Raw genomic sequence first — 21157 nt, 5'->3', positions numbered from 1 at the left:
GTTCAGAACAGCCCTTCGACGCGACCATGCTCGTCGAGCCCGATCCGTAGGGCTGCCGGATGGCGCGGAAGGCCCGGCATGGTCATGATCTCGCCGCAGATGGCCACGACGAACCCGGCCCCGGCGGAAAGCCGAACCTCGCGCAGGGGAATCGTGAAGCCGGTAGGCGCCCCAAGCGCCGTCGGATCGGATGAGAAGGAATACTGCGTCTTGGCCATGCAGACCGGCATATGCCCGTAGCCCGCAGCCTGCCATTCGGCCAGCTTCTCGTGGATGGCGGGTGGGGCCTCGACGTGATCGGCGCGATAGATCTTCTTGCAGACTGCCTCGATCTTCTGCCACAGGCTCATTGCGTCGGGATAGAGCGGTGCAAACGCTGCCTCTCCTGTCTCGGCAAGGCGCGCAACAATGCGCGCCAGTTCCTCGGCGCCCTTTCCACCCTCAGCCCAATGACGGCAAAGAACTGCCTGGACATCATGCGCGGCGCAAAATTCTTGAACAGCGGCGATCTCGTCTAGGGTATCCGAAGTGAAGTGGTTGATCGCGACGACCACCGGCAGGCCGTAGCCTCGAAGGTTCTCGATATGGCGGCCCAGATTGGCGCAGCCGTCCTTCAGGGCCGTGACGTTCTCGGCCCCCAGATCGCCGCGCTTGACGCCTCCATTCATCTTCAGCGCCCGAACCGTCGCGACCAGCACGACCGCCGCAGGTGAAAGCCCCGCCAGGCGGCACTTGATGTCCAGGAATTTCTCGGCCCCGAGATCGGCACCGAAACCCGCCTCGGTCACGACGTAATCCGACAGCGCCAGCGCGGTCCGGGTCGCCACCACGGAATTGCAGCCATGCGCGATATTGGCAAAAGGGCCGCCATGGACCAGAGCAGGGTTGTTTTCCAATGTCTGGACGAGGTTCGGCTGCAGCGCATCACGCAAAAGAACCGTCATCGCGCCATCCGCCCCCAGATCGCGCGCCGTGACCGGTTCCTTGTCGAAGGTCTGGCCGATAACGATTCTGCCCAGCCGGTCCTGCAGGTCGGCAAGATCATCGGCAAGGCAAAGAATGGCCATCACTTCGGAAGCCACAGTGATGTCGAAGCCACTTTCGCGCGGATGGCCATTCGCCGGCCCGCCCAAGCCCAGTGTCGTCTGGCGCAGCGCCCTGTCGTTCATGTCCATCACCCGCCGCCATGTCACGCGCCGAGGATCGATCCGCAGTTCGTTGCCCCAATGGATGTGGTTGTCGATCATTGCGGCCAGAAGATTGTGCGCGCTGGTGATCGCGTGGAAATCTCCCGTGAAATGCAGGTTCATTTCCTCCATCGGCACGATCTGGGCCATGCCGCCGCCCGCGGCGCCGCCCTTCATGCCGAAATTGGGGCCAAGACTGGCCTCGCGGATGCAGACCGTGGCGCGGCGGCCGATGCGGTTCAGTGCGTCGCCAAGCCCGACCGTGGTCGTCGTCTTGCCCTCGCCCGCCGGGGTGGGGTTGATCGCGGTTACAAGGATCAGGCGGCCCTGTTTGCGGCCCTTCAGTCCAGCAATGTATTCATGCGTGATCTTGGCCTTGTCATGACCATAGGGCAGGAAATCGTGCGGCCCCATTCCGAGCTTGGCGGCAATCTCGGCAATCGGGCGTTTGCGCGCCGCGCGGGCGATTTCGATGTCGGAACTCATGCGGTCTCCGTAAGTCTTTGTCTGTCCCGATCCGGCGGTACGATCGCCGCACCGCTCGGACCTTCAACGGTCAGGTGAGGCGGGTCAACCACGACCTGACCCGCCCCATCCATTCCTCTCGCCTGAGCCAGAGCGCCGCCGAGATCCACAGCGCCACGATGACCCAGATGTCGATGGCAACCCTGAGCAGGAAACCCGTCGCACCCGGCGAAACCGTCATGTCGAGCGCGTCACCCCAGATGGAAAGCAGGACGCAGGTCACGAATGACCAAAGCCCTCCGCGCCCGATCTCGGCAAGGTCGCGGCCCAGAAGCGTCCGCGCCATCCATTCGAATGCCGACGCCAGCGGCACCGCGACAAGCCATGTCGCCGCAAGGATGGACATGTAGCGTAGGCCGTCGAGCGACCATTTGTCGATCGATCCGTAGACCTGCTTCAGCATGTCGGCGACCGGCTTGGCCGGGGCGCCTATCCGCCAGCAGATGATGATCGCGAGCCCAAAAAGCAGGATCGCCACCGAGATCCCGTTGAGCACCCCCGTCCGTTGACGCAGGACCGGCATGAACTGGTCGCGGAACGCACCCATGGCCACGCCGGTAAAGAACAGAAGTTGCCATCCGAACGGGTTGAACAGAAGGCCCTGCCCTTCGCGCTGGTTGGGGATCATCGCGTTCAGCGGCTCGGACAGCCACCAGATTGCCGCCGAAACCGCCATGGCGGTGAACGGCATACGCAACAGGAACGGCACGGTGATCGGCGCGGTCGCGATCAGCAGGACATAAAGCGCCAGCACATCGAGCAGGTTTGGCTGCATCCACATCAGCGCCACCGTCGCGACGTAGCCGAACGGGTTCTCGACGATCCAGCGCGAATACTGGAACCAGACGGCCTTGTGGTTCATCTTGAACTCGAAGAGCAGGTGCGAGAACAGCGCCAGCAGAACCGCTCCGATGACCAGGGCAAGCCAGACCTTGTAGGCCCGTTTCAGGAAACGCCATTGCGCTGCTCGCCGTCCCTCCCGAGCCTCGACCTTGATCCAGACCATGCCGACCAGAAAGCCCGAAAGCAGGACGAAAAGTTCGGCGGCGTCGAAGACCGTGAAATTCGCAAGGGTAAAGCTGCGCAGCACGCCCATCGGCATGTGGTCGAGCATGATGCAGACAAGCGCGTAGCCGCGCAGCATGTCGAGGGCCGCGATCCGCTTCATTTCGGCAACTTCGCGAAGACTTCGACCAGCGACCGGGTTTCGAGCATCGCCAGCTTCTCGGATTCGGTCAGGAAGGACAGCGCCTCGGCCTGCGTCGCGGCGTGGGCCAGCTTGGCTTCCGCCGAGATCGCGTCCAGCCGACCCGCCGCGGGCCCAGCCGGGGCCCCTGCCCGGAGCAAGGACGCGACCCTTGCCTGCATGGCCGGGTCACGCCCGACCGCCGCCAGACCATCCCGAGGCAGGCTGCCCGCGATGCGGTAATCAAGCGCATTGGCCGCCGTCAGGATTTCGGGCGGCTCACGTTCCTCTGGGGTCACGAGCAATCCTTGCCGGCGGGCCCAACGGCCAAAGACCGGACTGGCCGACCAGCGCGAGGTCATCGGCGACAGGATCAACCCAGCAAGGATGGGCGAAAGCCAAACGAGCTGTCCGGGCGAGAAGATCGCAAGCACGACCAGCGTACCTAGGCCCAGTGAAATATGCAGCGCATGACGACGCAGTACAACGTTCCAGGGCGGCATCTGGCCGGCACGGACCTGCGCTTCCCAACCGGAATCCCGGCCCCGCAGGATGTCCAGGATCTGACGCGTCTGGATCAGCATCTGCACCGGCGCGATCAGCGCCGAAAGCGTGATCTCGAAAAGGGCAGAGCCCAGAAGCCTTACCCCTCCGCCAGAATTCTTCGCCAGCGGACGCAGCCATGCGCGCAGGATGCCAATGAATTTCGGCACCAGAAGGAATGACATGGCGGCAATGAACAGCCAAAGCATCCGCACCGGATCGAATGTCGGCCATTCAGGGAAGAGCTGGTAGGTCTGCGGGAAGTAATCCGGCCGCGACAGAAGCACATTCGCCGAAAGGGCTAGACCGACCAGAATCATCGCCAGCCAGATCGGCGACATCAGGAAGCCGAGAATGCCGATGACGAAATGCGCACGGCTGATCCAGGCGAAGCCACGCGAGAAGATCAGGCGCGAATGCTGGAGGTTGCCCTGTGCCCAGCGACGCTCGCGCACGGCCATGTCCAGAAGGGTCGGAGGGCTGCCCTCGAAACTTTCGCGAAGGTCATGGTCCAGGCGAACCTTCCAGCCCGCCCGCCGCATCAGGGCGGCTTCAACGAAATCGTGGCTCAGGATCGTGCCGCCGAACGGAGGCTTGCCCGGAAGATCCGGCAGCCCACAGCATTGAGCGAACGCTTCAAGCCGAATGATCGCGTTATGCCCCCAGAAATTTCCGCTATTGCCGGACCATGCCGCAACGCCCCGCGCGATAGCCGGCCCATAGATTCGGCCCGCGAACTGCGTCAAGCGGGCAAAGATCGTCTGTCCGCCGACCAGCATGGGCATGGTCTGGATCAGGCCGACGGCCGGATCGGCATTCATTCGTGCCGAAAGCGCACGAATGGTATTCGCCCCCATGACGCTGTCGGCATCAAGAACCACCATCTGCTCGTAGCGCCCGCCCCAGCGGGTGACGAAATCCGCCACGTTTCCCGCCTTGCGGCCCTTGTTGCTCTGGCGTCGTCGATACCAGATCGGAACAGGAGATATATCCCGCAACCTGCTGATTGCGATCATTTCTTCGAAAACTGCTCCGGGTTGGCGGCTGTCAGAAAGAACGAAAATTTCCGCCCTTTCGGCCATGCCGACACGGTAAAGATCACGCGCGAGCGCCGCCAGAAGCCCGGCGGTCGCGGCGGCGTCCTCGTGATAGACCGGCATGATGATCGCGACACGCGCGTCATTCGGCCCGGACGGGGTCCGCAGATTGGACGCGAGAAAGCCCGCAATCATCGAGGTGAACGAGAACCCGACCCAGGTGAAGGTGATGCCGAACAGCACCAAAAGCACCATTTGCAGGAAGGTCACATTGTCCCCGAACACCTTGTCCATCTGCAAAAGACCGAACCAGGCGATCGCTGCGGCACCACCAAATGCGATCAGGCGCGCAGCCATCGTGCGCAGACTGGGCCATCCGCTATCGGGGCCAAGCGGGGGTCGCGCGCGAAAATCCTGCTCGGGCATTGCAAGCGGGGCTTCGGGCGGCGTCGCGGGGCCACCCGGCAATTCCAGGTCAAGCGCGGCCCAGCCGGCATCTTCCGACAGCGGCAGCCGTGCGCCGCCATCGGTTTCTCCCTGCGACTGCATCGTATTTTCCGTTTCGGTCACAATATCACTCGCGCGTCCAGCGGGCGATCCAGGTTTCGCTCAGGGGGCCCTCCGGCCCATTCAGAACCGCTGAAAGATCTGCAAGTTTCGCGCCTTCCGGAATATATTCAAAAGCAAGACGCATCCGCCCCTGGTCGGGCAGGCGCAACAGATAGCTATGGCCGATGCTGCCGGAAGACGTCCTGATCTGGGGCTCGGGATTGTCTGCGCCGAACACATCAAGATCGTAGTCGATGACATATGTCCTTGCAGCCGGGTTGTTGACGGATTGCCCCGACATGGTTTCGACAACCCTCGATATCGGCGCGCTGTCCGGAGGCTCGGGCGCGAAGCTCAGCAGATAGTTGAAATCGTAGCGCTGCCCCGTCTTCAACACTTCCGCAGGTTGCCAGAAGGAAACGATATTGTCGTTGAATTCGTTCTGGACCGGGATCTCGACCAGCGAAACCGTGCCGCGGCCCCAACCGTCCTGTGGGGCAATCCAGGCCGACGGCCTTTTTTCGTAGCGCGCCTCGGCATCCTGATAGGCGTCGAAGCTGCGCGCACGCTGCGCCAGTCCGAAGCCCAGCGGGTCCTCATCCATGAAGGCCGAGGTTTGCAGTGTGCTATGCCCCGAAAGCACCCGCCAAAGTCTCTGCTCAGCGCCGGTCAGCATCTGCAACCCGTCGCTGTCATGGACCGCCGGGCGATAATCGTCGACGCGGGTCCGGTCGGTCGGTCCGAACCAATACATGGACGTCAAAGGCGCAATGCCCGCGTTCTTCATGTCACGGCGCGGAAACAGTGCCACCCGCGTGTCGAAAACGGTCTCGGCGCCGGGCGTGATTCGGAATTCATAGGCGCCGGAAACCGAGCGGCTGTCGAGCAAGGCATGGATCAGCACCGAGCGGTCCTGCGTGCTTGGCTTGTGAATCCAGAAGCCACGGAACAGCGGGAACTCCTCGCCTTCGGCGCTTCCGGTCCCGATGGCAAGACCCCGGGCCGAGATGCCGTAGAGCGTGCCGCGTGCGACGGCTCGGAAATAGCTCGCGCCCTGGAAAACGACGAACTCATCCATGACATCGGGGCGATTGAGGGGGGCGCGCAGCCTGAACCCGGAAAAGCCCATATTGCCGATGGTTTCGAAATCGACGCCGTCAGGAAAGATGGTCGGATCGAATTCGAACATGTGGGGGTCGAACTTCACCGGGATGACGACACCATCATCGACCAGGCTGATATCGACCGGCTCATGAAAGATCGCGCCCGGAGGCAGCAGGTCCAGCGCGAAGTCACGGCTTCCCGTCCAGGGATCGCGATCGCGACGGAACCGGATGCCGCGATACTGGTCATAGGTCAGATTACCGAAGGTGCCGACCAGATCGGCATCGCGATAGGCATAAGGCTTCGACGCGAGGTCCTGAGCCATGGCCACGACATCTTCGAAACCGAAGGGCTTGGCCGGAGCGGCTTCTTCCGCAGGCGGGGCCGGCGTAGCTGGCGGGGCCTCCTGCGCGTGGGCCGGGCCAAAGCCCGAGGAAAGCGCGCCAACGGCGGTCAGTGCCGCTCCGGCAGAGATGACGAAATCACGACGATGCATCGAATTGTCCCAGGTATCGGCCTGCGAAAGGGCCTGAATTTCGCAGCGCATTTGGCATTGTGACAGTCATCAGGCAAGCCATTTCACGTCGGGTAGCAAAGGCTTGCCAATTCTTGAATGAAAAACGGCAAATAGAAAGGGCGCGGTGAGATACCGCGCCCTTTCTCTCTTGCGTTTCTGTTTTCGGCGACAGGATCAGCGGTTAAGTTCGCGTACCACGTCGCCATTCGGAGCGATTTCAACCAGAACGGGTTCTCCCTCCGGGTTCGTCGCCTGCGCAATGGTGATGGGCCCCTGCTGCAGGATCTGGCCGACCGACGTGTAACCGGCTTGCGACAGGCTCGAACGAACCTGGTCCGGGCTCAGCGCGTCCCCAGAAGCCGGAGGCGGCGGCATGTCGCCCTGGGCGCGGGGCGCGCCCTGACGGCCGCGTTCGCCCTTTTCGCCATGGCGTTCTGCCTTGTGCTCGCGCATGTGGTCGCCCTTGGGACCCTTATGCCCCTTGGCGCCGTGCTCGTCGCCCTTGGGACCATGGCCCTTGCCTTTCTTTCCCCCCATCTCCTTGGCGCGGTCGTCTCCGCGGCCGAAGCGAAGCAGGGTACCGTCTTCGGCGAATGCTGCGCGCACGCTGTTGGATTGGGCATCCGAACCGGCCAGCATCACGCCCCGCTCGTTGATGAAGATCGCCTGAACCTGACCGAGCTCGGCAAAGATCGGCTGATTGCGGACCGTCTGGGGCACCAGGCGCTCGACAAGCGTCGCGGGAAGGGGCTGCTCGCCGTGGCTGCGCAGGCCGCGCAATTCGCCGCTTTCGTCAAGGATCGCGCCGATCTCGGTGCCGTCGGGCAGCTTGCCTTCGATCCTCTGACCATGACGCGAGGGCTTTCCGGTGACGTCGGTCAAGCCCGCATCCTGCAGGGCCTGCGGGATCGCAACCTGTACCTGAACCTGTCCATGCGACTGTTCGGCAGGTTGTGCGGGGGCCTCTTGAGCCAAAACCGGTCCGGCGAGAACCGCAAGCAATGCTGCGGTGGCAACCGATGAGGAAAAATATCTGCTCATGTCGTCTTCCTGGTCTTCGTTGACAGTCGGGGCGCGACGGCCCCTTGCGAATCACATCTATCGCGAGTCTGACCAACCAATCGCCAACATGTCGTTTGGGTTTCGTTTGGTTTTCACGCAATATCTACATCGCATGATCAGGACCCTTCCGACACCCCAGCTTCTTCGCAATGTTCTGGCCGCCGCTCTGGCAGTCGGAATGTTCTTGGGCGCGCCTGACATGCTCCATTCCGAACCCAACGAACCGCTGCAGAATTCTGCACGCGACGAGCTGGACCTGGAATTCGAGATGATGGAAGATCCCGGCCTGCGCGTTATGCCCCTGCAGGATGCCATGCATATCGCGATGGCGCGCTTCCATGGCCGCTTGATCGCCGCAAGACTGCGCGCGCCGCGTCCCGAAGAGCACGAACGGGGCGTTCAGCTTGTACATGAACTCAAGCTGCTGACACGAGAACGTGACGTCCTGCTGATCCGCCTGGATGCACAGACCGGGGCGTTTCTCGAAGTCAGGGGATCGGGTCTGACACGCGCGCGGCGAAGCACGAGGGAAAAAGAATGAGATGTCTCGTCGTCGAGGACGATCCGGTTTTGGCTGCTCAGATCGAACAGGCGATGACCGATGGCGGCTTTTCCTGCGACATCGCGCATGACGGAATCCAGGGGGAATATCTGGGCTCGACGGAAAGCTACGACCTTTCGATTCTGGATCTGGGCCTGCCGGGCATGCCCGGCATCGACGTTCTGACGCGCTGGCGCGAAACTGGCATCAACATGCCCGTCCTGATCCTGACCGCGCGTGGGGACTGGATCGACAAGGTCGCGGGCTTTCGCGCGGGGGCCGATGATTACGCGGTGAAGCCCTTTCGCCTGGAAGAGGTCGTGATCCGCGCACAAACCCTGGTCCGCCGGGCCGCGGGTCACGCGCAGGCGGTGATCAAGGCCGGCCCCTTGCGACTGGACAGCCAATTGGGCGTCATCACCCGAAATGGAATGGCGCTGCGGCTGACTGCGTTCGAGACGCGCATCCTGTCCTACCTCATCCATCACCAGAACCGCGTCGTAAGCCGCAGCGAGCTTTCAGATCATCTCTACGATGCCGCTGCGGATCGCGACTTCAAGTCGATCGAAGTGGTGATCGGGCGGCTCCGAAAAAAGATCGGCGAGGGGCTCATCGAAACGAGGCGCGGCGAAGGTTATGTCCTGCGGGTCGCCAGTTGATTCCCGGCGATTCGATAAGGCTGCGTTTGATCGGACTGTCCTTTCTGCTGATAGGGGCGGCGCTGCTTGTCGGCTATCTGGCGATTGCGGCCATTCTCGATCGTTTCGTGACCGATCGCTTCGATGCCGAGGCCGAGGCCATAGCCGACGCCCTGATCGCGGGATCGGGCATTGATGGAACCGGACGACTTGTCGTCTCGGCCGCGCCGACCGATCCGCGCTTCGACATTCCCCTTTCGGGCTGGTTCTGGCAATTGCAGCAGGAAGGCCGTGTCGTGGCAAAATCGGCTTCGCTTTTCGACAACGTGATGAATCCACCCGACACGGATTTCATTGGCGGCCCCGGCACGGGCCCGGGGGGTGAGCCGCTGCGCATCCTGCGGCATGTTTTCTCATTGCCGGACAGCACCGGCGAACTTGCGGTCGTCGTCTCGGCACCCCGCTCCGAGATCGACGCAAGCCTTGCCCGCGTTCGTCGCCCGCTCGCCATTTCACTTGCAGTTCTGGGCATGGCGCTGTCCCTGGCAAGCGTTCTGCAAGTCGCTGCGGGCCTGCGCAGCCTTGACCGGCTGGGCCGCGACCTGCGTGCAATCCGCGCCGGCAAGGCCGACGGGCTTCCCCTCCCCCGCGTATCCGAGCTCCGGCCTGTGGCAACCGAGATCAACGGCCTGCTTGAACAGAACCGCCTGGTGCTTGCGCGAACGCGCGAACATGTCGGCAATCTGGCCCATTCGCTCAAGACCCCGCTTGCCGCATTGGAAAACAGCCTGCCCCGGGACCATCCCGGCCATGCGCTGGTCGCGCGGATGGACAGCCAGATCGGCTGGCACCTTCGGCGAGCGCGAAGCTCTGGCTCGGCGCGGTTGCTTGGCCAGCGCACTGAAATCGCGCCCGTCGTCGACGACATCCTTCTAGTGCTGCGGGGCCCGATCCAGGATTCCGGCATCGAGGTCAGGATCGACCTTCCACCCGGCCTCGCCTTCGCAGGCGAGCGGCAGGATCTTGAAGAGATGATCGGCAACCTGATCGAGAACGCCGTAAAATGGGCAGACCGACGGATCCTGATCGACGGACGGCAACTGGATCGGACGCGGCTGCGCATCACGATCGCAGATGACGGCCCAGGCATGAGCGACGAGGATCACGCGCTAGCCATCGCGCGGGGCGGCAGGCTTGACGAATCCGGGCCGCCCGGCACGGGCCTGGGACTTGCGATCGTGGCCGATCTTGCCGCCTTGCACGGGGGACGGCTGCATCTTGAACGCGCCGCGATCGGCGGGCTTTCGGCAACCATGGAATTGCCCGCCTGATCCGCCTCTGCCCGATTTATGCGCAATCGCTTCGTGAAGGTTTTTTACCGTTTGATAAAAAGCTCAAACGGCCTATCCGTCTGTAGTTGCTGCATTTTCCTTGCTCCTTTTTTGAGCCGTCCGAAAACGATCTGAAACGGCAAAATCCGTTCTAAAACAGGCTCTTGCCAGTCGCAACGGATCGTTCCTCCATAGGGCTCCAAGCCAACAAAGGAGGCAAAGGATGGTAACGATGACCGGAATGCTTGAGCTGCTCGACATACCCATCCCCGATGGGTTGGATGAAGAGCATCCGATGGAAGACATGATGTATGATCTGGACGCGATCATTCAGGTCTCGTTGCACGGCCCCAAGGCGTTCGCCGACCGGCAAGAACTGCTGTTCTACAGCCTTCTTTGCCATCCGTTCAAAAAGGAACTGGGCATCACCGATGACGGTGGCCCGCTTCGCGTCCGCATGGTGCACCACTACGAGTTGCAACGTGACGATGGAACGTGGATGCCGCTGAACCCCGTCATCGGGGCCATCATCCAGTCTAATGGCACCGTGGTCAGCCAAGCGCATCTGGACAAGCTCATCGAGCAGGTCCGTGCGCAGGCCTTCAAGTCCGAGGACGAACTGATGCTGCTGGAACGCTTCGGCTAGCGCCCCAAAAAGAGGGCGGCGGTTGCTGCATGGGTGGTAGGTCCCTGTCGCAATCGCCGCCCAAGTGCCCCCGCTGATCTCTACCGGCTGAACGTCCCACAGCAGGCGGCTCGAAGCGGTCAGTCTGAATGGCGTAAGGCGATGCAAACCTCAGGCTATTCGGACTGCGGGCAAAAACAGTATAGCAGGTGAGATTATCTCCGCTACGGCGATGTTAATGTTTGGCGGCGGTGGGGAATATCTTGATGGCTGAATAGGCCTTAAAAGAAGTCTTTGTAGACCTAGACGCAGGGTCTAAACTTACAAATGGCGCCCCGCAGAATTAACCGCAAGGCGCCATCTGATAACTTCGGGGCTGTTATCAGCATAACGGAAATCGAAAATGGTGCAAGCGCTGATATGCGTTTTTGCAAATGGAGAAACTATGGCTACGGGAATGGGAATAAAAATCGTCAAGCCGGCATTGGAGTATACCGATGGGTCTCCGGTTCCGCTCGACGATGCCTATGTCGCGGCAACCCGCTTCAGGATTGTCATGCAGCATGGGGAAACGAGGGCGGCTTTCGTCGTCAAGAAACAACCGACCGCCGACCAGATCATGGGAATGTTTCCCTATTCCGACTGGAAAGAAGTTTGGGATTCAGTGGTGGGCGGCGGGCTGAGCGATCGCTGGGCACCGTTCGCCAAAATCTATTGGCCCGACTTGTGGCGGAAGCTGATGGGCAAAGCAGGAGTTGAATACCTTCCGCCAATTGAAACGCCCAGAAAATGAATACCAGCCAGACCGGAGCCTCAAAGGAAAAGGCCGATGCGAGAAACATCGGCCCCTTCGGTCTGGTGAAACAAGGAGAAAGGTTGGCTAAAACCTCAACCCTTGGAGGATTTGAATGTCTCCTGTTGCACAATCAAAATACGATGCCGTCACTAAAATCGCAAGTATTCTTGTGGCGGACTACTACAACCTCGGGTGGACCGATAGCGAAGGCAGGCAGAAATACCGCTATGTGAACAAACCGATCACCGCGGACCTCATTACCGATCATTGCAATGGCGGTGTGCCGCTCGGAATGTTCAGCCAGACCCAAGGCTCGGCGTATTCTCCGGCGCTCGTCTTCGATATCGACGACAAGGCGGGGGAAAACTGGCCGCAGGTGCAGGACGCTGCGCGGGCGCTTGTCGCGGTCCTCACAGGCTACGGCCTGAGCTGCATGGTGTTCCGCAGCGGCGGCGGTCACGGCATCCATATCTGGGTGCTTTGGGATGAGAAGATTCCGTCGACCCAGACCCTGTGCCAGTTTGGCCAGTATGTGGTCGAGGACGCCGGTCTCAAGGTCGGCAACCGTGGCATCGCGGCTGGGCATGTCGAGGTCTTGCCGAAGCAGCACTTCGTCGCGCCTGGCACCGTCGGCACCGCGCTCTCGTTGCCGCTCGGCAGACAGTCCTGTTGGCTGGATCAGAACATGGAGCCGTGTGACAGCGGCGACGTGGTGTTCAACTCGGAGCCGTTGGGCTTCAAGGCTGATCCGCTTCCGAAAGACGGCAAGGAGGATGCGGTTGAATATGCCGGTATCGACGAGGCCGCGCTGCGCAGCGCCGCCGAGGAAGCTCTGACCTATCTCGACGCGGACGACTACGACACTTGGATCCGCATGGCCCATTGCCTCAAGAAGCATTGGGGAGATGGCGGGTATGATCTGTGGCTGAACTGGTCCAAGACGGGGCAAAAGTTCGACGGTGCCGATGCCTGCGAAAAGAAGTGGCGCAGCGTCAAAGACGCTGACAAAGCGCGTCTGCGCACCTTGTTCAAGCAGGCCACGGCATCGGGCTGGAAGGCTCCTGACGGACTTTTCGACGCCATGTGGCAGCGTCACCTACAGAAGACCCCACCGACCACAAAGAACCCGAACGGAACCTTGAAGTCGACGCTGAACAATGTCGTCGCCATGCTGCACTTCCATCCGGATTTGATGCAGGCCCTGTCACGGTCGGAGTTTGACCGGCAGGTCTATATGGTCCGCGACGTCATAGGCAAACCCGATTGGCCGATTCCGCGTCAGATCACGGATGTGGACATTACCCACATCCAGATGAAGCTGTCGCACCTTGGGGTTGAGGCAACAATCGACCACACGCGGCGGGCCATCGAACTCGTTGCCGCTGTGAACCCGCATCATCCGATCCGCCAATACCTTGACGGGCTGGAATGGGACGGGGTGCCAAGGCTGGAACGCTGGCTTACCGACTACGCCCAGGCGGCTGATACGCCCTATGTCCGTGCGGTCGCCGAAAAGACCCTGATCGGCGCGGTTGCCCGCATCTACCAGCCTGGATGCCGTGTCGATAACATGCTGACGCTGGTCAGCAAGCAGGGCACGAAGAAGACCACCTTCGTGCAGACGCTCGCGGGGAAGAAGTTCTACACCGATATCACGGCCTCGATGGACGACGCCACGGCCCATAAGATGCAGGGCTACTGGATCATCGAAATGGCTGAGATGGCGAGCTACACCCGCACGGCCTACGACCAAGCCAAGGCGTTCATCAGCCGGACCGAGGACAACTTCCGAAAGCCCTATGGTTCGGTCTACGAGAAGTATCCGCGTCAGTGCATCTTCATTGCCACGTTCAACCCGACCGCAGATGAGGGTTTCCTCAAGGACAAGACGGGCAATCGCCGGTATTGGGTCGTCGAGGTCGGTAAGTTCGATATCGACGGCATCGAGGCGATCCGCGACCAGCTCTGGGCCGAGGCCGTTCACGCCTATCGTTCGGGCAAGCAGTGGTGGCTGACGGACGAGGAACAGGAAGAACTGGCGACGCCGGTCCAGAAGCAGCACGAGGACCGGAATACCTACGTCGAAAGCATCCTCGAAATGATCTGCTTCAGGTGGCAGATCGACGAGCATGGCCGAAAGGTGAAGAAGGTTCCACGCAAAGAGCCGTTGCTGGTGGTCAGCATCGCCGAGGTCCGCGAGTTCCTTGGTATCCCCGAGACGGCAGCGGATTACGTCAAGAAGGCGATCGCGGCCGCTCTGCGTGAGGTCGGATATGAGATCGACAAAGGCGCTAGGTGGAAGAACAAGGACGAAGTCAAGCTTGGGGCAAAGGAGATTGGCCCAAGGATTCGCTGGTATCGCATTGACCCCGAGAAGCTGGCAGAACACATGCCCGAAAGCGATGCCGAGGCGACTCCGGCACCGGCTGACGTGAGCAGGAAGCCCTACTTTGACGACGAAATCGGCTTCTGATCCAATCTGAAAAGATGGCTGCGCTGCGGACAAGACGCGGCGCAGCGTGCTGCACGGCACCGTGCGCCTGCACGGTATGTTTTTGCCCAGTTCGAGCGACATCCGCTTGGCAGCGGAGAAAATACCGTGCTGCGGGTATACCGTGCACTATACCGTGCAGCGGATACCGTGCGGCCCAAAAAGCCAATACTTCTATGGGCTTATCTTATATTATTAACACTACTGCAACGGTATATACGGTATAGTATAAGAAACATTGATAGGTAAAAAAAAGGGAGCAAAAATAACATTGTATAGAGATTACAGAACGCACTTAGGTAGCGTTTACCGTGCAGCCCGCTTTCTTGCCCTGCTGACACCGAGGTGCGGGCGTGGCACGGAGGTCTTCTTGCCGAGGCGCAACCGCATCCGACCGACCGCACTGGCTGGCGCGGATGGATGGTGCTGGGCCGGATGGCGCGGGGCCTCCTAGGTGGGGGGGGGCGGTGGAGAAGAACAGCGTTTGGGGGCGGGAGCGCGCGGGGTCAGCGTCTTCCAACACGAACGAATATTTGAATGGCTCAGTATACGATTGCATACTGAATTGAGGAGTTGAGTTAAGTCACTTGCGCAGGTTTATCCTGTCGGTAATCTGCCACCAACGGCATTTTCAAACGGGGCTCAGATGGCCTTTTCGCGTCCAAGGATCTACCTTGAGCAATTGGCACGTCCAATGTGTAATAGGTTTGCAGCCGAGCCAACGAGCTACGATCTCGCAATTGCGTCATGCAACATAATCTACCATTTCGCGGATGTTCTTGCTTATACGAGAAATCTCCAGCCTCATGTGGCGGCTCAGATTATTGCCGAGCGCATTCCAAAATTCGAAACGATACAAGCCCTTGCCAATGCAGGTAAGCATGTGGAGCTAAGGCGGCATCGCAATCATGCATTGAACGGATTAAAGGCTGAAGACCTCGTCAGAGGCAATGCAGCAGCCTTCAGCGACGGAAGTTATTTTTCAGACGGGTCGACTTTCTCAGACATGCCCGAAACCGTGGTCGTTACGACGCCTGATGGTAGATTGCACGATGTCCTTCATACATGCATGGAGGTTCTGGTGGCATTGGAAGAAAGCGACGACTTCTTACGGGTCTAGAGGTTGCCACAATGCGCGTAAGGCCCGCAGAGGCGCATCTCGGTGTCCCCGCTACCCCACTAGCTGCGCCTAGCGTCGTTGCCATCATCGTGCCTGCCCAGCCCCTGCTATGCGCAACTCTGTGCTGGGCCTAAGGGTTTTTTCCGGCCCATCAGAAAGGGAACGGATTCTCATCTGCCTTATCTTTAGTCTCCAAATCACGCTGGATAATTTCCAGGGCTCGTTCGTGAAGGCTATCCGGCAAGTCTAGCATCCTTTCCTTTAGCCCATCTACGAAGTCCACCTGTCTGGGGTTTCCGTGTGATGTTCTTTCAGAGACGGAGGTAAGGTTGCGAACTTCCAAGCGACTCAGTGCAGATTCATATTTCTTTGATAGGGTGTCACTGTATTGATTCAGCTCCTCCCATTCCGCTATCCTTTTTCTCTCCTCGTCAGTCCTCCAGCCGACTCCAAGGCTAAAACGGCCAGTCTCCGAAGCATAGTGAATAAGTAGAACTTCCTCATCTTTAAGCTTTCCCTCCTCGAAATCACTAAAGAACTTCTCATCCGGAGTCAGCCTTCTATTCGCCGAACCTTGAACGGTTGAGCTTTGTGCTGGAGGTGGGCTTGGCTTTTGAGGAGGAGGCTTTATCGAGTTTTGATTAGAGTTGCTCACTGCCAATTGCAGTCGCGGGGTCTGAGGGGGGGCAGCGGGCTTAATCGCGCTTACTGCTGCCACGAGCTTATCACATGCCCTATTTATCATGACAGGGTTGGTTTGGAGGTTGCAGCGATATTTCATTTCATCTGCGAACTAGGTAATTCTGTCGCGGTCGTTAAGGCGAAATCCCATCTCACGAGGATCAAGCACGCTATTTCGGAAATTCGACCCATCAATATCGAAATCCGGCGTAAATATTGATATGTGTTGATTTTCAATAACCCACGCAGCCCCCATTTCATTCAGGCAAGCTACGCTGGAAAAGTATTCTGGCGATAGAAGATATATCACGAAGGGCTTTTCTGATATTTTCCCTTTTAGCCAGTCGAAAATATTCGCACCCGACGGGATTCCATAGGCGGAGTCGCTGGTGAATGTGATGTTGTTATGCGCAACACCGATTGACGTTAGAAACTCGACCAAAGCCTTGCCGTAGTCTGCATTCTTAGAGGAGTGAGAAATGAATATCTTCATATATTGACACACAGCTACGCAGTTGGGGCCTAGGTTATGACCTTTTGAAAGCTCACTGTATCGTAGTTGAGGTGCCGAGGCAGTTACAACCCTTTCAATTTGAGCGCTCCACCAGCAGTCTCGGCTATGGGGCATCGCCTTGCGGTGCTATAATACCGTCAGCAGCTTCCGCCTATGCGATCGGACGATCCCCATGCAGCAAACCTACCTCTTCGACCTGCCGAGTTCGACGCCCATAAACGCCGTCGATGCGCCCCTCGAACCCCTCGACCCCGCCGAGGTCAGCGCCAAGGACTGCCTGCGCCTTTGGAACGCCGTTCTGCACGGCTCCATTCAGGCCGCGATGGTCGGCAGTCCCGCATCATCTTCTGTCGCCATCGACCGCCTGCGCGACATCTCTCATGCCCGCATCGACCTGTTGGCTTTTGCCCGTCAGCCAAACCGCCAGGACTGCCACCTCGGTTTCGTCGTGGACCTGACTGGCCTCGACCGCGACACCGTTGCGGCAGGCATCATCCGCCTGTATCGCCGGAACTGGGCGGCAGACAGCCACAGCCTCGCGCTGAAGCAGCAGTCAGCCGAACTCTACCGCTATGTGGCGGCAGATGGCCGCAGCTTCTTTTGCCCAAAGCCCCAGCGCTACATGAGCATGTCGGAGTTCATGCGGGCGTATCCCGAACCAGGTGAACCCCAGCGGTGGTGATGCAGGGCGCCGATTATGGGCGCCCTAGCAGTCAGCCGCCCATAATGGGCGCCCTCGGTCCTGACCCAGCGGTCACTGATTATCCGTGCCCGCTGTCGTCGGTTTCTGCCTAACGCCTTTGCTCGGTCGATATTTGGGCAATTAAAATATCCTTCATGCGCTATATATTGCGCTTTGTCACCCTCTATTCTGTGCTAAACTACTATATGTAGTAGCACAAACATAGAGCGAGCGCGATCATGCCTCCATCTGATGAACCGTCCAACATCACCAATATTGCCGCTGAGCGCTTCAAGCGAGCGGAGCAACAGGGAAACCACCCGACAGATTTCCGTGCATCCTCGGAAATGGGTATTTCCATCCATCCGGTCATTTGCAGCCTATTCGATCTGGCGAACACGCATTTGGCCTGCGAGCAAATTTGCCGCACCACCTTCATTGACGCCACGGCTAGCAAAGTCGGCCTCACGCTGCATAAGTTCGTCGATGAATACGCCACGGAAGCCTTCTTTTGCCGTGTGCAAGGCCTCGCATTACAGCGTCTGTTCGGCACCAAGAACGCGCTGCGCCATGCGATCGAAGACTCCAATCTTGTCTGGTCCGAAGGCATTGGCCCTGAACTGCCGCGTTCGGAACTGTCGCGTCTCACCATCATCGACGGCATCATCTTTGCCGAACTGATCGGCACTCGTGCTTTGCCCTATGTGCAAGACATGATTGCCGGAGCAACCAAGGATAATCCGGTGGTTCTAAGCAGCGACTTCCTGCTCAATCACTTGATGACGCCTTATCCGCTGTCTTCGATGCGTGAGACGCTGCACGAGCTTGCACTGGACGACGATATTGCACAAGAACGCCGCAGTCTCGTGCTGAGCAAGTGTCTGCGCGTCCTGCAACATGCGTCAAATGTGCCAATCGATACGTCACAGGCGGGATAGATTATGGCGCAGATCACCGTTCGCTTAACGCCGGTCAACTATACCAAGGCAGCGAATGCGGCGATCTTGGAAGCGCAAGCCAATGCGCTGGGACAAGCAAAGGAGTTTTTGCAGACATTCCAGCGCAAAGGCGAATTTCCGTCCGATCCCAAAGATTACCAGTTAATCCTGCGCAATCGCGGCAGTGAAACCAGACGCAAATTCGAGACAATCCGACCTGAATATCTTCGTATCCCGTTCTCATTGACTTGGCACGCCACAACCAATACCGATATGGTGGTTGTGGTTGACGCTGCCAAATATGCTTTGCGGGAAATGGCGAAGCGGGCGCCCTATCGCACCGGCAAATATCTCGGAAGCCTGACTATCTATGTGAACGGTGTTCCGCAGAACTCAAACTACCTCAATGCAGAAATGCTGGACCCGACTGATGAAGTCGTCATTGGGCCGAATACCAAATACGCCAGCACGATTGAGCGCGGTTTCGCCAAAGGCTACTACCAGACCGAAACCATACGCGGCGGTGTTATCAGGCCGGTTGCAAAGATGGTTCGGGCCAAGTTCGGCAATAGGGTTGCTTGCCGGTTCATCTACGTGGTGTTCAAGAACGCCGGTCACAATATGGCCAGCCCCGTCATTCAGATCGGCCCAATTGGGGCCTTTGCCCAGAATGACACGTCGAACACCTCTACCAAGAAACGCAGACGCGGAGCGCGGTAATGGCCGATACCAACGTCAAGCAAACTATTCAGGTCGCCGTCATTGGCGATCAGTCGCTCAAGGATTACCAGAAGCTGGTCGCCCAAACCAGTCAGGCCACCGCCAATGCCAACAGGGCGCTGCAAACTCAAGCCAAGGCCATAAAAGATACCGGCGATGCTGCGAAGGGCGGCAGCGTCAACGTCGCCAATTTCAGCTACCAAATCCAAGACATGGCCGTCCAAATGCAGATGGGCACCAGTGCCTTGGTCATCTTTGCCCAGCAGGTGCCGCAGATGCTGGTCGGCATGGGCAACATGGTCACAGTCTTTGTGACCGTCGCCGCTGTCGCTGCAACCGCCTGGACGGTGCTGGCGAAGTCCAAAGACCCGATGAAGCAGGCGGCGGATAATTCGCAGAAGCTGGCCGACAGCATGGACCGGATGAAGGACGCGCTCGACAAGGCGCAGCTTCCGCTAGGCGAGCTAGGTCCGAAGTCCATAGCCGCCGCGCAGGGCTTGCAGAAGCTTTACATCGTATCGGCCTCGTTCGAGCGGCTAAAGCTTGAGAAGACCCTTGCGGCATCGTCCAAAGCCATTTCCGATATGTCGAGCGGATTGCAGAAGGAGGCGGCCAACCTTCAGAACGCCCAGACCCTTGCCGCAGGATACGCGAAACAGATCAAGGCTGGCGGCGACAATGCTTCAATCGCGGAACGGCATTACAAGCTTCTCAACAAGCAGATTGCCGACGCTGAGAAACGTTACGGTGCGACCGCCGACCAGATCATCGCCGCAGGAAAGGCCGTTGACGCCTACCAGAGCGCAGTTGCAAGCGGCGCTGGAACCGATGTTATCGGCGACCTCGGCGTCAAGGCTGTGGCTGCACTCAAGCCGCTTGACCTCATCAGCGACGAACTCATAACCCAGCTTCAAACGACCACGGACACCGCGGCGCAGCGGGCACTGATCGACCAGTATCTGAAAGACGCCGACGCGGTCCTCAAGAACATTACCAACGAGACCGACAAGCAGGACGAATCCACAGCCAATATCGCCAAGAACCTCGATGATGCGCGTTCGGCATTGGACGGCTTGCAGCAGTCGGCCCGCAGCACCCAGATTGACCTGACTAAGATGGAGGCGTCGGTTGGTGCGTTGGCAAGCGGGGCATCAGAGGGAGCCGCCGATCTCGCTGGGGAAATCGCTGGCATCAACGCCTATTACGACGACCTCCGCAATACCGTGATTCCTGGCCCTGACGCCGTTCAGGTTCTTGCCGACATTGAGTCCTTCCGGCAGGAAGATATTGCCGCCGCCACGCGACAGAACCAGCTTGAGCAGCAGCGCAACACAATCCTGAAATCCCGCCAGAAGATCCAAGACGACGAGAAGAAACGGCAGCAGGATATCGTCAGGCTGCAACAGGACTACCAAGCTGGCATCAGTGCGACCACGACGGCAATGGAGGGGCTATTCCGCGAAACTGACAGCTTCGTCAATGCCGTAAACGCCTTGCAGTCGCAGGGGCTTCTCGACGACCAGCAGATCGCGAATGCCCAGATCGCGCTGGATCGGTTCTACCAAGAATTCTGGAGGGACGTGTCAGCGATGGACGACCTCATCGCCATCATGGGCGATAGTTTCACGCAGACTTTCGACGGTCTCGTGGACGGCACCATCGACGCGAAAGACGCCTTTAATGACATGATCGACTCCATGCTTAAGGACATGGCGAAGTTCATCTTCAGCCGTCAGGTCCAGCAGTTCACCCAGCTTCTGACCGACTGGGTTCTCGCCGCAATGGGCACTCCTCCGGGCGCACCGACCATCAACAGCGCCTCGGTAGCAGCGCCGCGCTACATGGTCCAGACACCGTCTTTGCCATCTATGGACGCGGGCGTTCGGACGCTTTCGGCGGGTGCTGTCGCGGCCCGCAGCGTTTCCCCGATGCCGATGCTTGGTGACAGCATGTCGAGTGGCGGCAACAAGCTTGTCGGGGATACCAACATCAACGTCTACAACCAGAACGGTTCGCAGGTGACGACGCAGGAGTCCACCGATCCGATGGGCAACAAGACCATCGACCTCTACATCGAGGACAAGGTCCGGTCGATGATTACCACCGGCCGCCTAGACCGCCAGATGCAGGCCAACTTTGGGTTGCGACGGAAGCCGATCTAATGCGGTCGATGTAGCCTAGGAGGTCGGGGACGCGCTCAACGGCTTCGGCGAGTCTTCGTTTGTCATAGAGCGTCCGCTGCGGGGTTGCAGCGAAAATCGCTGCAACCCTCAGCCAATTCCCAAAGCGGTCGTTAGGGTTGTCGCCCTCGACCCCGCAGTTGGAGGTGGCAGCGAAAATCGCTGACACCTTCAGCCAAGCCCCGACGGG

General features: G+C 59.4%; 18 protein-coding genes. 11 read left to right on the top strand and 7 right to left on the bottom strand.

The genetic code is table 11. The features are described from left to right. Positions 1-2 precede the first annotated feature (2 nt). The 5 genes from RGQ15_RS10435 to RGQ15_RS10415 form a co-directional block, all read right to left on the bottom strand. Entirely contained in the window at positions 3-1673 is a 1671-nt protein-coding gene (locus RGQ15_RS10435; RefSeq protein WP_311160159.1) for a formate--tetrahydrofolate ligase, read from the bottom strand. A gap of 70 nt (positions 1674-1743) precedes the next feature. Beyond that, complete coding sequence (locus RGQ15_RS10430; protein ID WP_311160158.1) at positions 1744-2880, bottom strand: OpgC domain-containing protein; 1137 nt, start codon at positions 2878-2880, stop codon at positions 1744-1746. Next, positions 2877-5027 carry a glucans biosynthesis glucosyltransferase MdoH gene (gene mdoH / locus RGQ15_RS10425; protein ID WP_311160157.1) on the bottom strand — a complete coding sequence of 717 codons (2151 nt, stop codon included), beginning with the start codon at positions 5025-5027 and terminating at the stop codon, positions 2877-2879. The genes RGQ15_RS10430 and mdoH overlap by 4 nt, the downstream gene beginning before the upstream one ends. A gap of 25 nt (positions 5028-5052) precedes the next feature. Beyond that, on the bottom strand, positions 5053-6678 hold the full coding sequence (locus tag RGQ15_RS10420; protein WP_311160156.1) for a glucan biosynthesis protein: 1626 nt from the start codon (positions 6676-6678) through the stop codon (positions 5053-5055). A gap of 144 nt (positions 6679-6822) precedes the next feature. After that, positions 6823-7689, bottom strand: a complete 867-nt coding sequence (locus RGQ15_RS10415) for a hypothetical protein (RefSeq protein WP_311160155.1) — start codon at positions 7687-7689, stop codon at positions 6823-6825. Between the two features lie 133 nt (positions 7690-7822). Here RGQ15_RS10415 and RGQ15_RS10410 point away from each other — a divergent pair, with 133 nt between their 5' ends. The 7 genes from RGQ15_RS10410 (at position 7823) to RGQ15_RS10380 (ending at position 15252) form a co-directional block, all read left to right on the top strand. Next, positions 7823-8251 (top strand): PepSY domain-containing protein, encoded by a 429-nt coding sequence (locus tag RGQ15_RS10410; RefSeq protein WP_311160154.1) that lies wholly within the window; start codon positions 7823-7825, stop codon positions 8249-8251. Further along, positions 8248-8910, top strand: coding sequence for a response regulator transcription factor (locus tag RGQ15_RS10405; protein WP_311160152.1), 663 nt, complete (start codon positions 8248-8250; stop codon positions 8908-8910). The genes RGQ15_RS10410 and RGQ15_RS10405 overlap by 4 nt, the downstream gene beginning before the upstream one ends. A 26-nt stretch (positions 8911-8936) precedes the next feature. Continuing rightward, on the top strand, positions 8937-10220 hold the full coding sequence (locus RGQ15_RS10400; protein ID WP_311160151.1) for a sensor histidine kinase: 1284 nt from the start codon (positions 8937-8939) through the stop codon (positions 10218-10220). A gap of 232 nt (positions 10221-10452) precedes the next feature. Then, positions 10453-10866 carry a hypothetical protein gene (locus RGQ15_RS10395; protein WP_311160150.1) on the top strand — a complete coding sequence of 138 codons (414 nt, stop codon included), beginning with the start codon at positions 10453-10455 and terminating at the stop codon, positions 10864-10866. Positions 10867-11248: 382 nt separating this feature from the next. After that, a complete protein-coding gene (locus tag RGQ15_RS10390) occupies positions 11249-11638 on the top strand; it encodes a hypothetical protein (RefSeq protein ID WP_311160149.1) in 390 nt (129 codons plus the stop codon). Positions 11639-11753: 115 nt separating this feature from the next. Continuing rightward, positions 11754-14114: a non-homologous end-joining DNA ligase LigD gene (ligD, locus tag RGQ15_RS10385; RefSeq protein WP_311160148.1), complete on the top strand. Its 2361-nt coding sequence runs from the start codon at positions 11754-11756 to the stop codon at positions 14112-14114. Between the two features lie 664 nt (positions 14115-14778). Further along, positions 14779-15252, top strand: a complete 474-nt coding sequence (locus RGQ15_RS10380; RefSeq protein WP_311160147.1) for a hypothetical protein — start codon at positions 14779-14781, stop codon at positions 15250-15252. Positions 15253-15403: 151 nt separating this feature from the next. Here the strand turns inward: RGQ15_RS10380 and RGQ15_RS10375 are convergent, their stop codons facing one another. Both RGQ15_RS10375 and RGQ15_RS10370 read right to left on the bottom strand, forming a co-directional pair. Then, a complete protein-coding gene (locus RGQ15_RS10375; RefSeq protein WP_311160146.1) occupies positions 15404-16033 on the bottom strand; it encodes a hypothetical protein in 630 nt (209 codons plus the stop codon). Positions 16034-16045: 12 nt separating this feature from the next. Further along, positions 16046-16426, bottom strand: coding sequence for a toll/interleukin-1 receptor domain-containing protein (locus tag RGQ15_RS10370; protein ID WP_311160145.1), 381 nt, complete (start codon positions 16424-16426; stop codon positions 16046-16048). A 193-nt stretch (positions 16427-16619) separates the two neighbouring features. On the opposite strand from RGQ15_RS10370, the gene RGQ15_RS10365 reads away from it, so the two are divergent. From RGQ15_RS10365 to RGQ15_RS10350, 4 genes are all read left to right on the top strand, one after another. Beyond that, positions 16620-17129 (top strand): hypothetical protein, encoded by a 510-nt coding sequence (locus RGQ15_RS10365; protein WP_311160144.1) that lies wholly within the window; start codon positions 16620-16622, stop codon positions 17127-17129. Positions 17130-17368: 239 nt separating this feature from the next. After that, a complete protein-coding gene (locus tag RGQ15_RS10360) occupies positions 17369-18067 on the top strand; it encodes a hypothetical protein (protein ID WP_311160143.1) in 699 nt (232 codons plus the stop codon). 3 nt (positions 18068-18070) lie between these two features. Further along, positions 18071-18787: a hypothetical protein gene (locus tag RGQ15_RS10355; protein WP_311160142.1), complete on the top strand. Its 717-nt coding sequence runs from the start codon at positions 18071-18073 to the stop codon at positions 18785-18787. Next, positions 18787-20949: a coiled-coil domain-containing protein gene (locus RGQ15_RS10350; RefSeq protein ID WP_311160141.1), complete on the top strand. Its 2163-nt coding sequence runs from the start codon at positions 18787-18789 to the stop codon at positions 20947-20949. Before RGQ15_RS10355 ends, RGQ15_RS10350 begins: the two co-directional genes overlap by 1 nt. Positions 20950-21157 lie beyond the last annotated feature (208 nt).

It is taken from the genome of Paracoccus sp. MBLB3053 (assembly GCF_031822435.1).
Lineage (GTDB): Bacteria > Pseudomonadota > Alphaproteobacteria > Rhodobacterales > Rhodobacteraceae > Paracoccus > Paracoccus aurantius.
The sequence above is the reverse complement of the archived record's forward strand: the minus strand, read 5'-3'. Positions and strand labels throughout refer to the sequence as shown.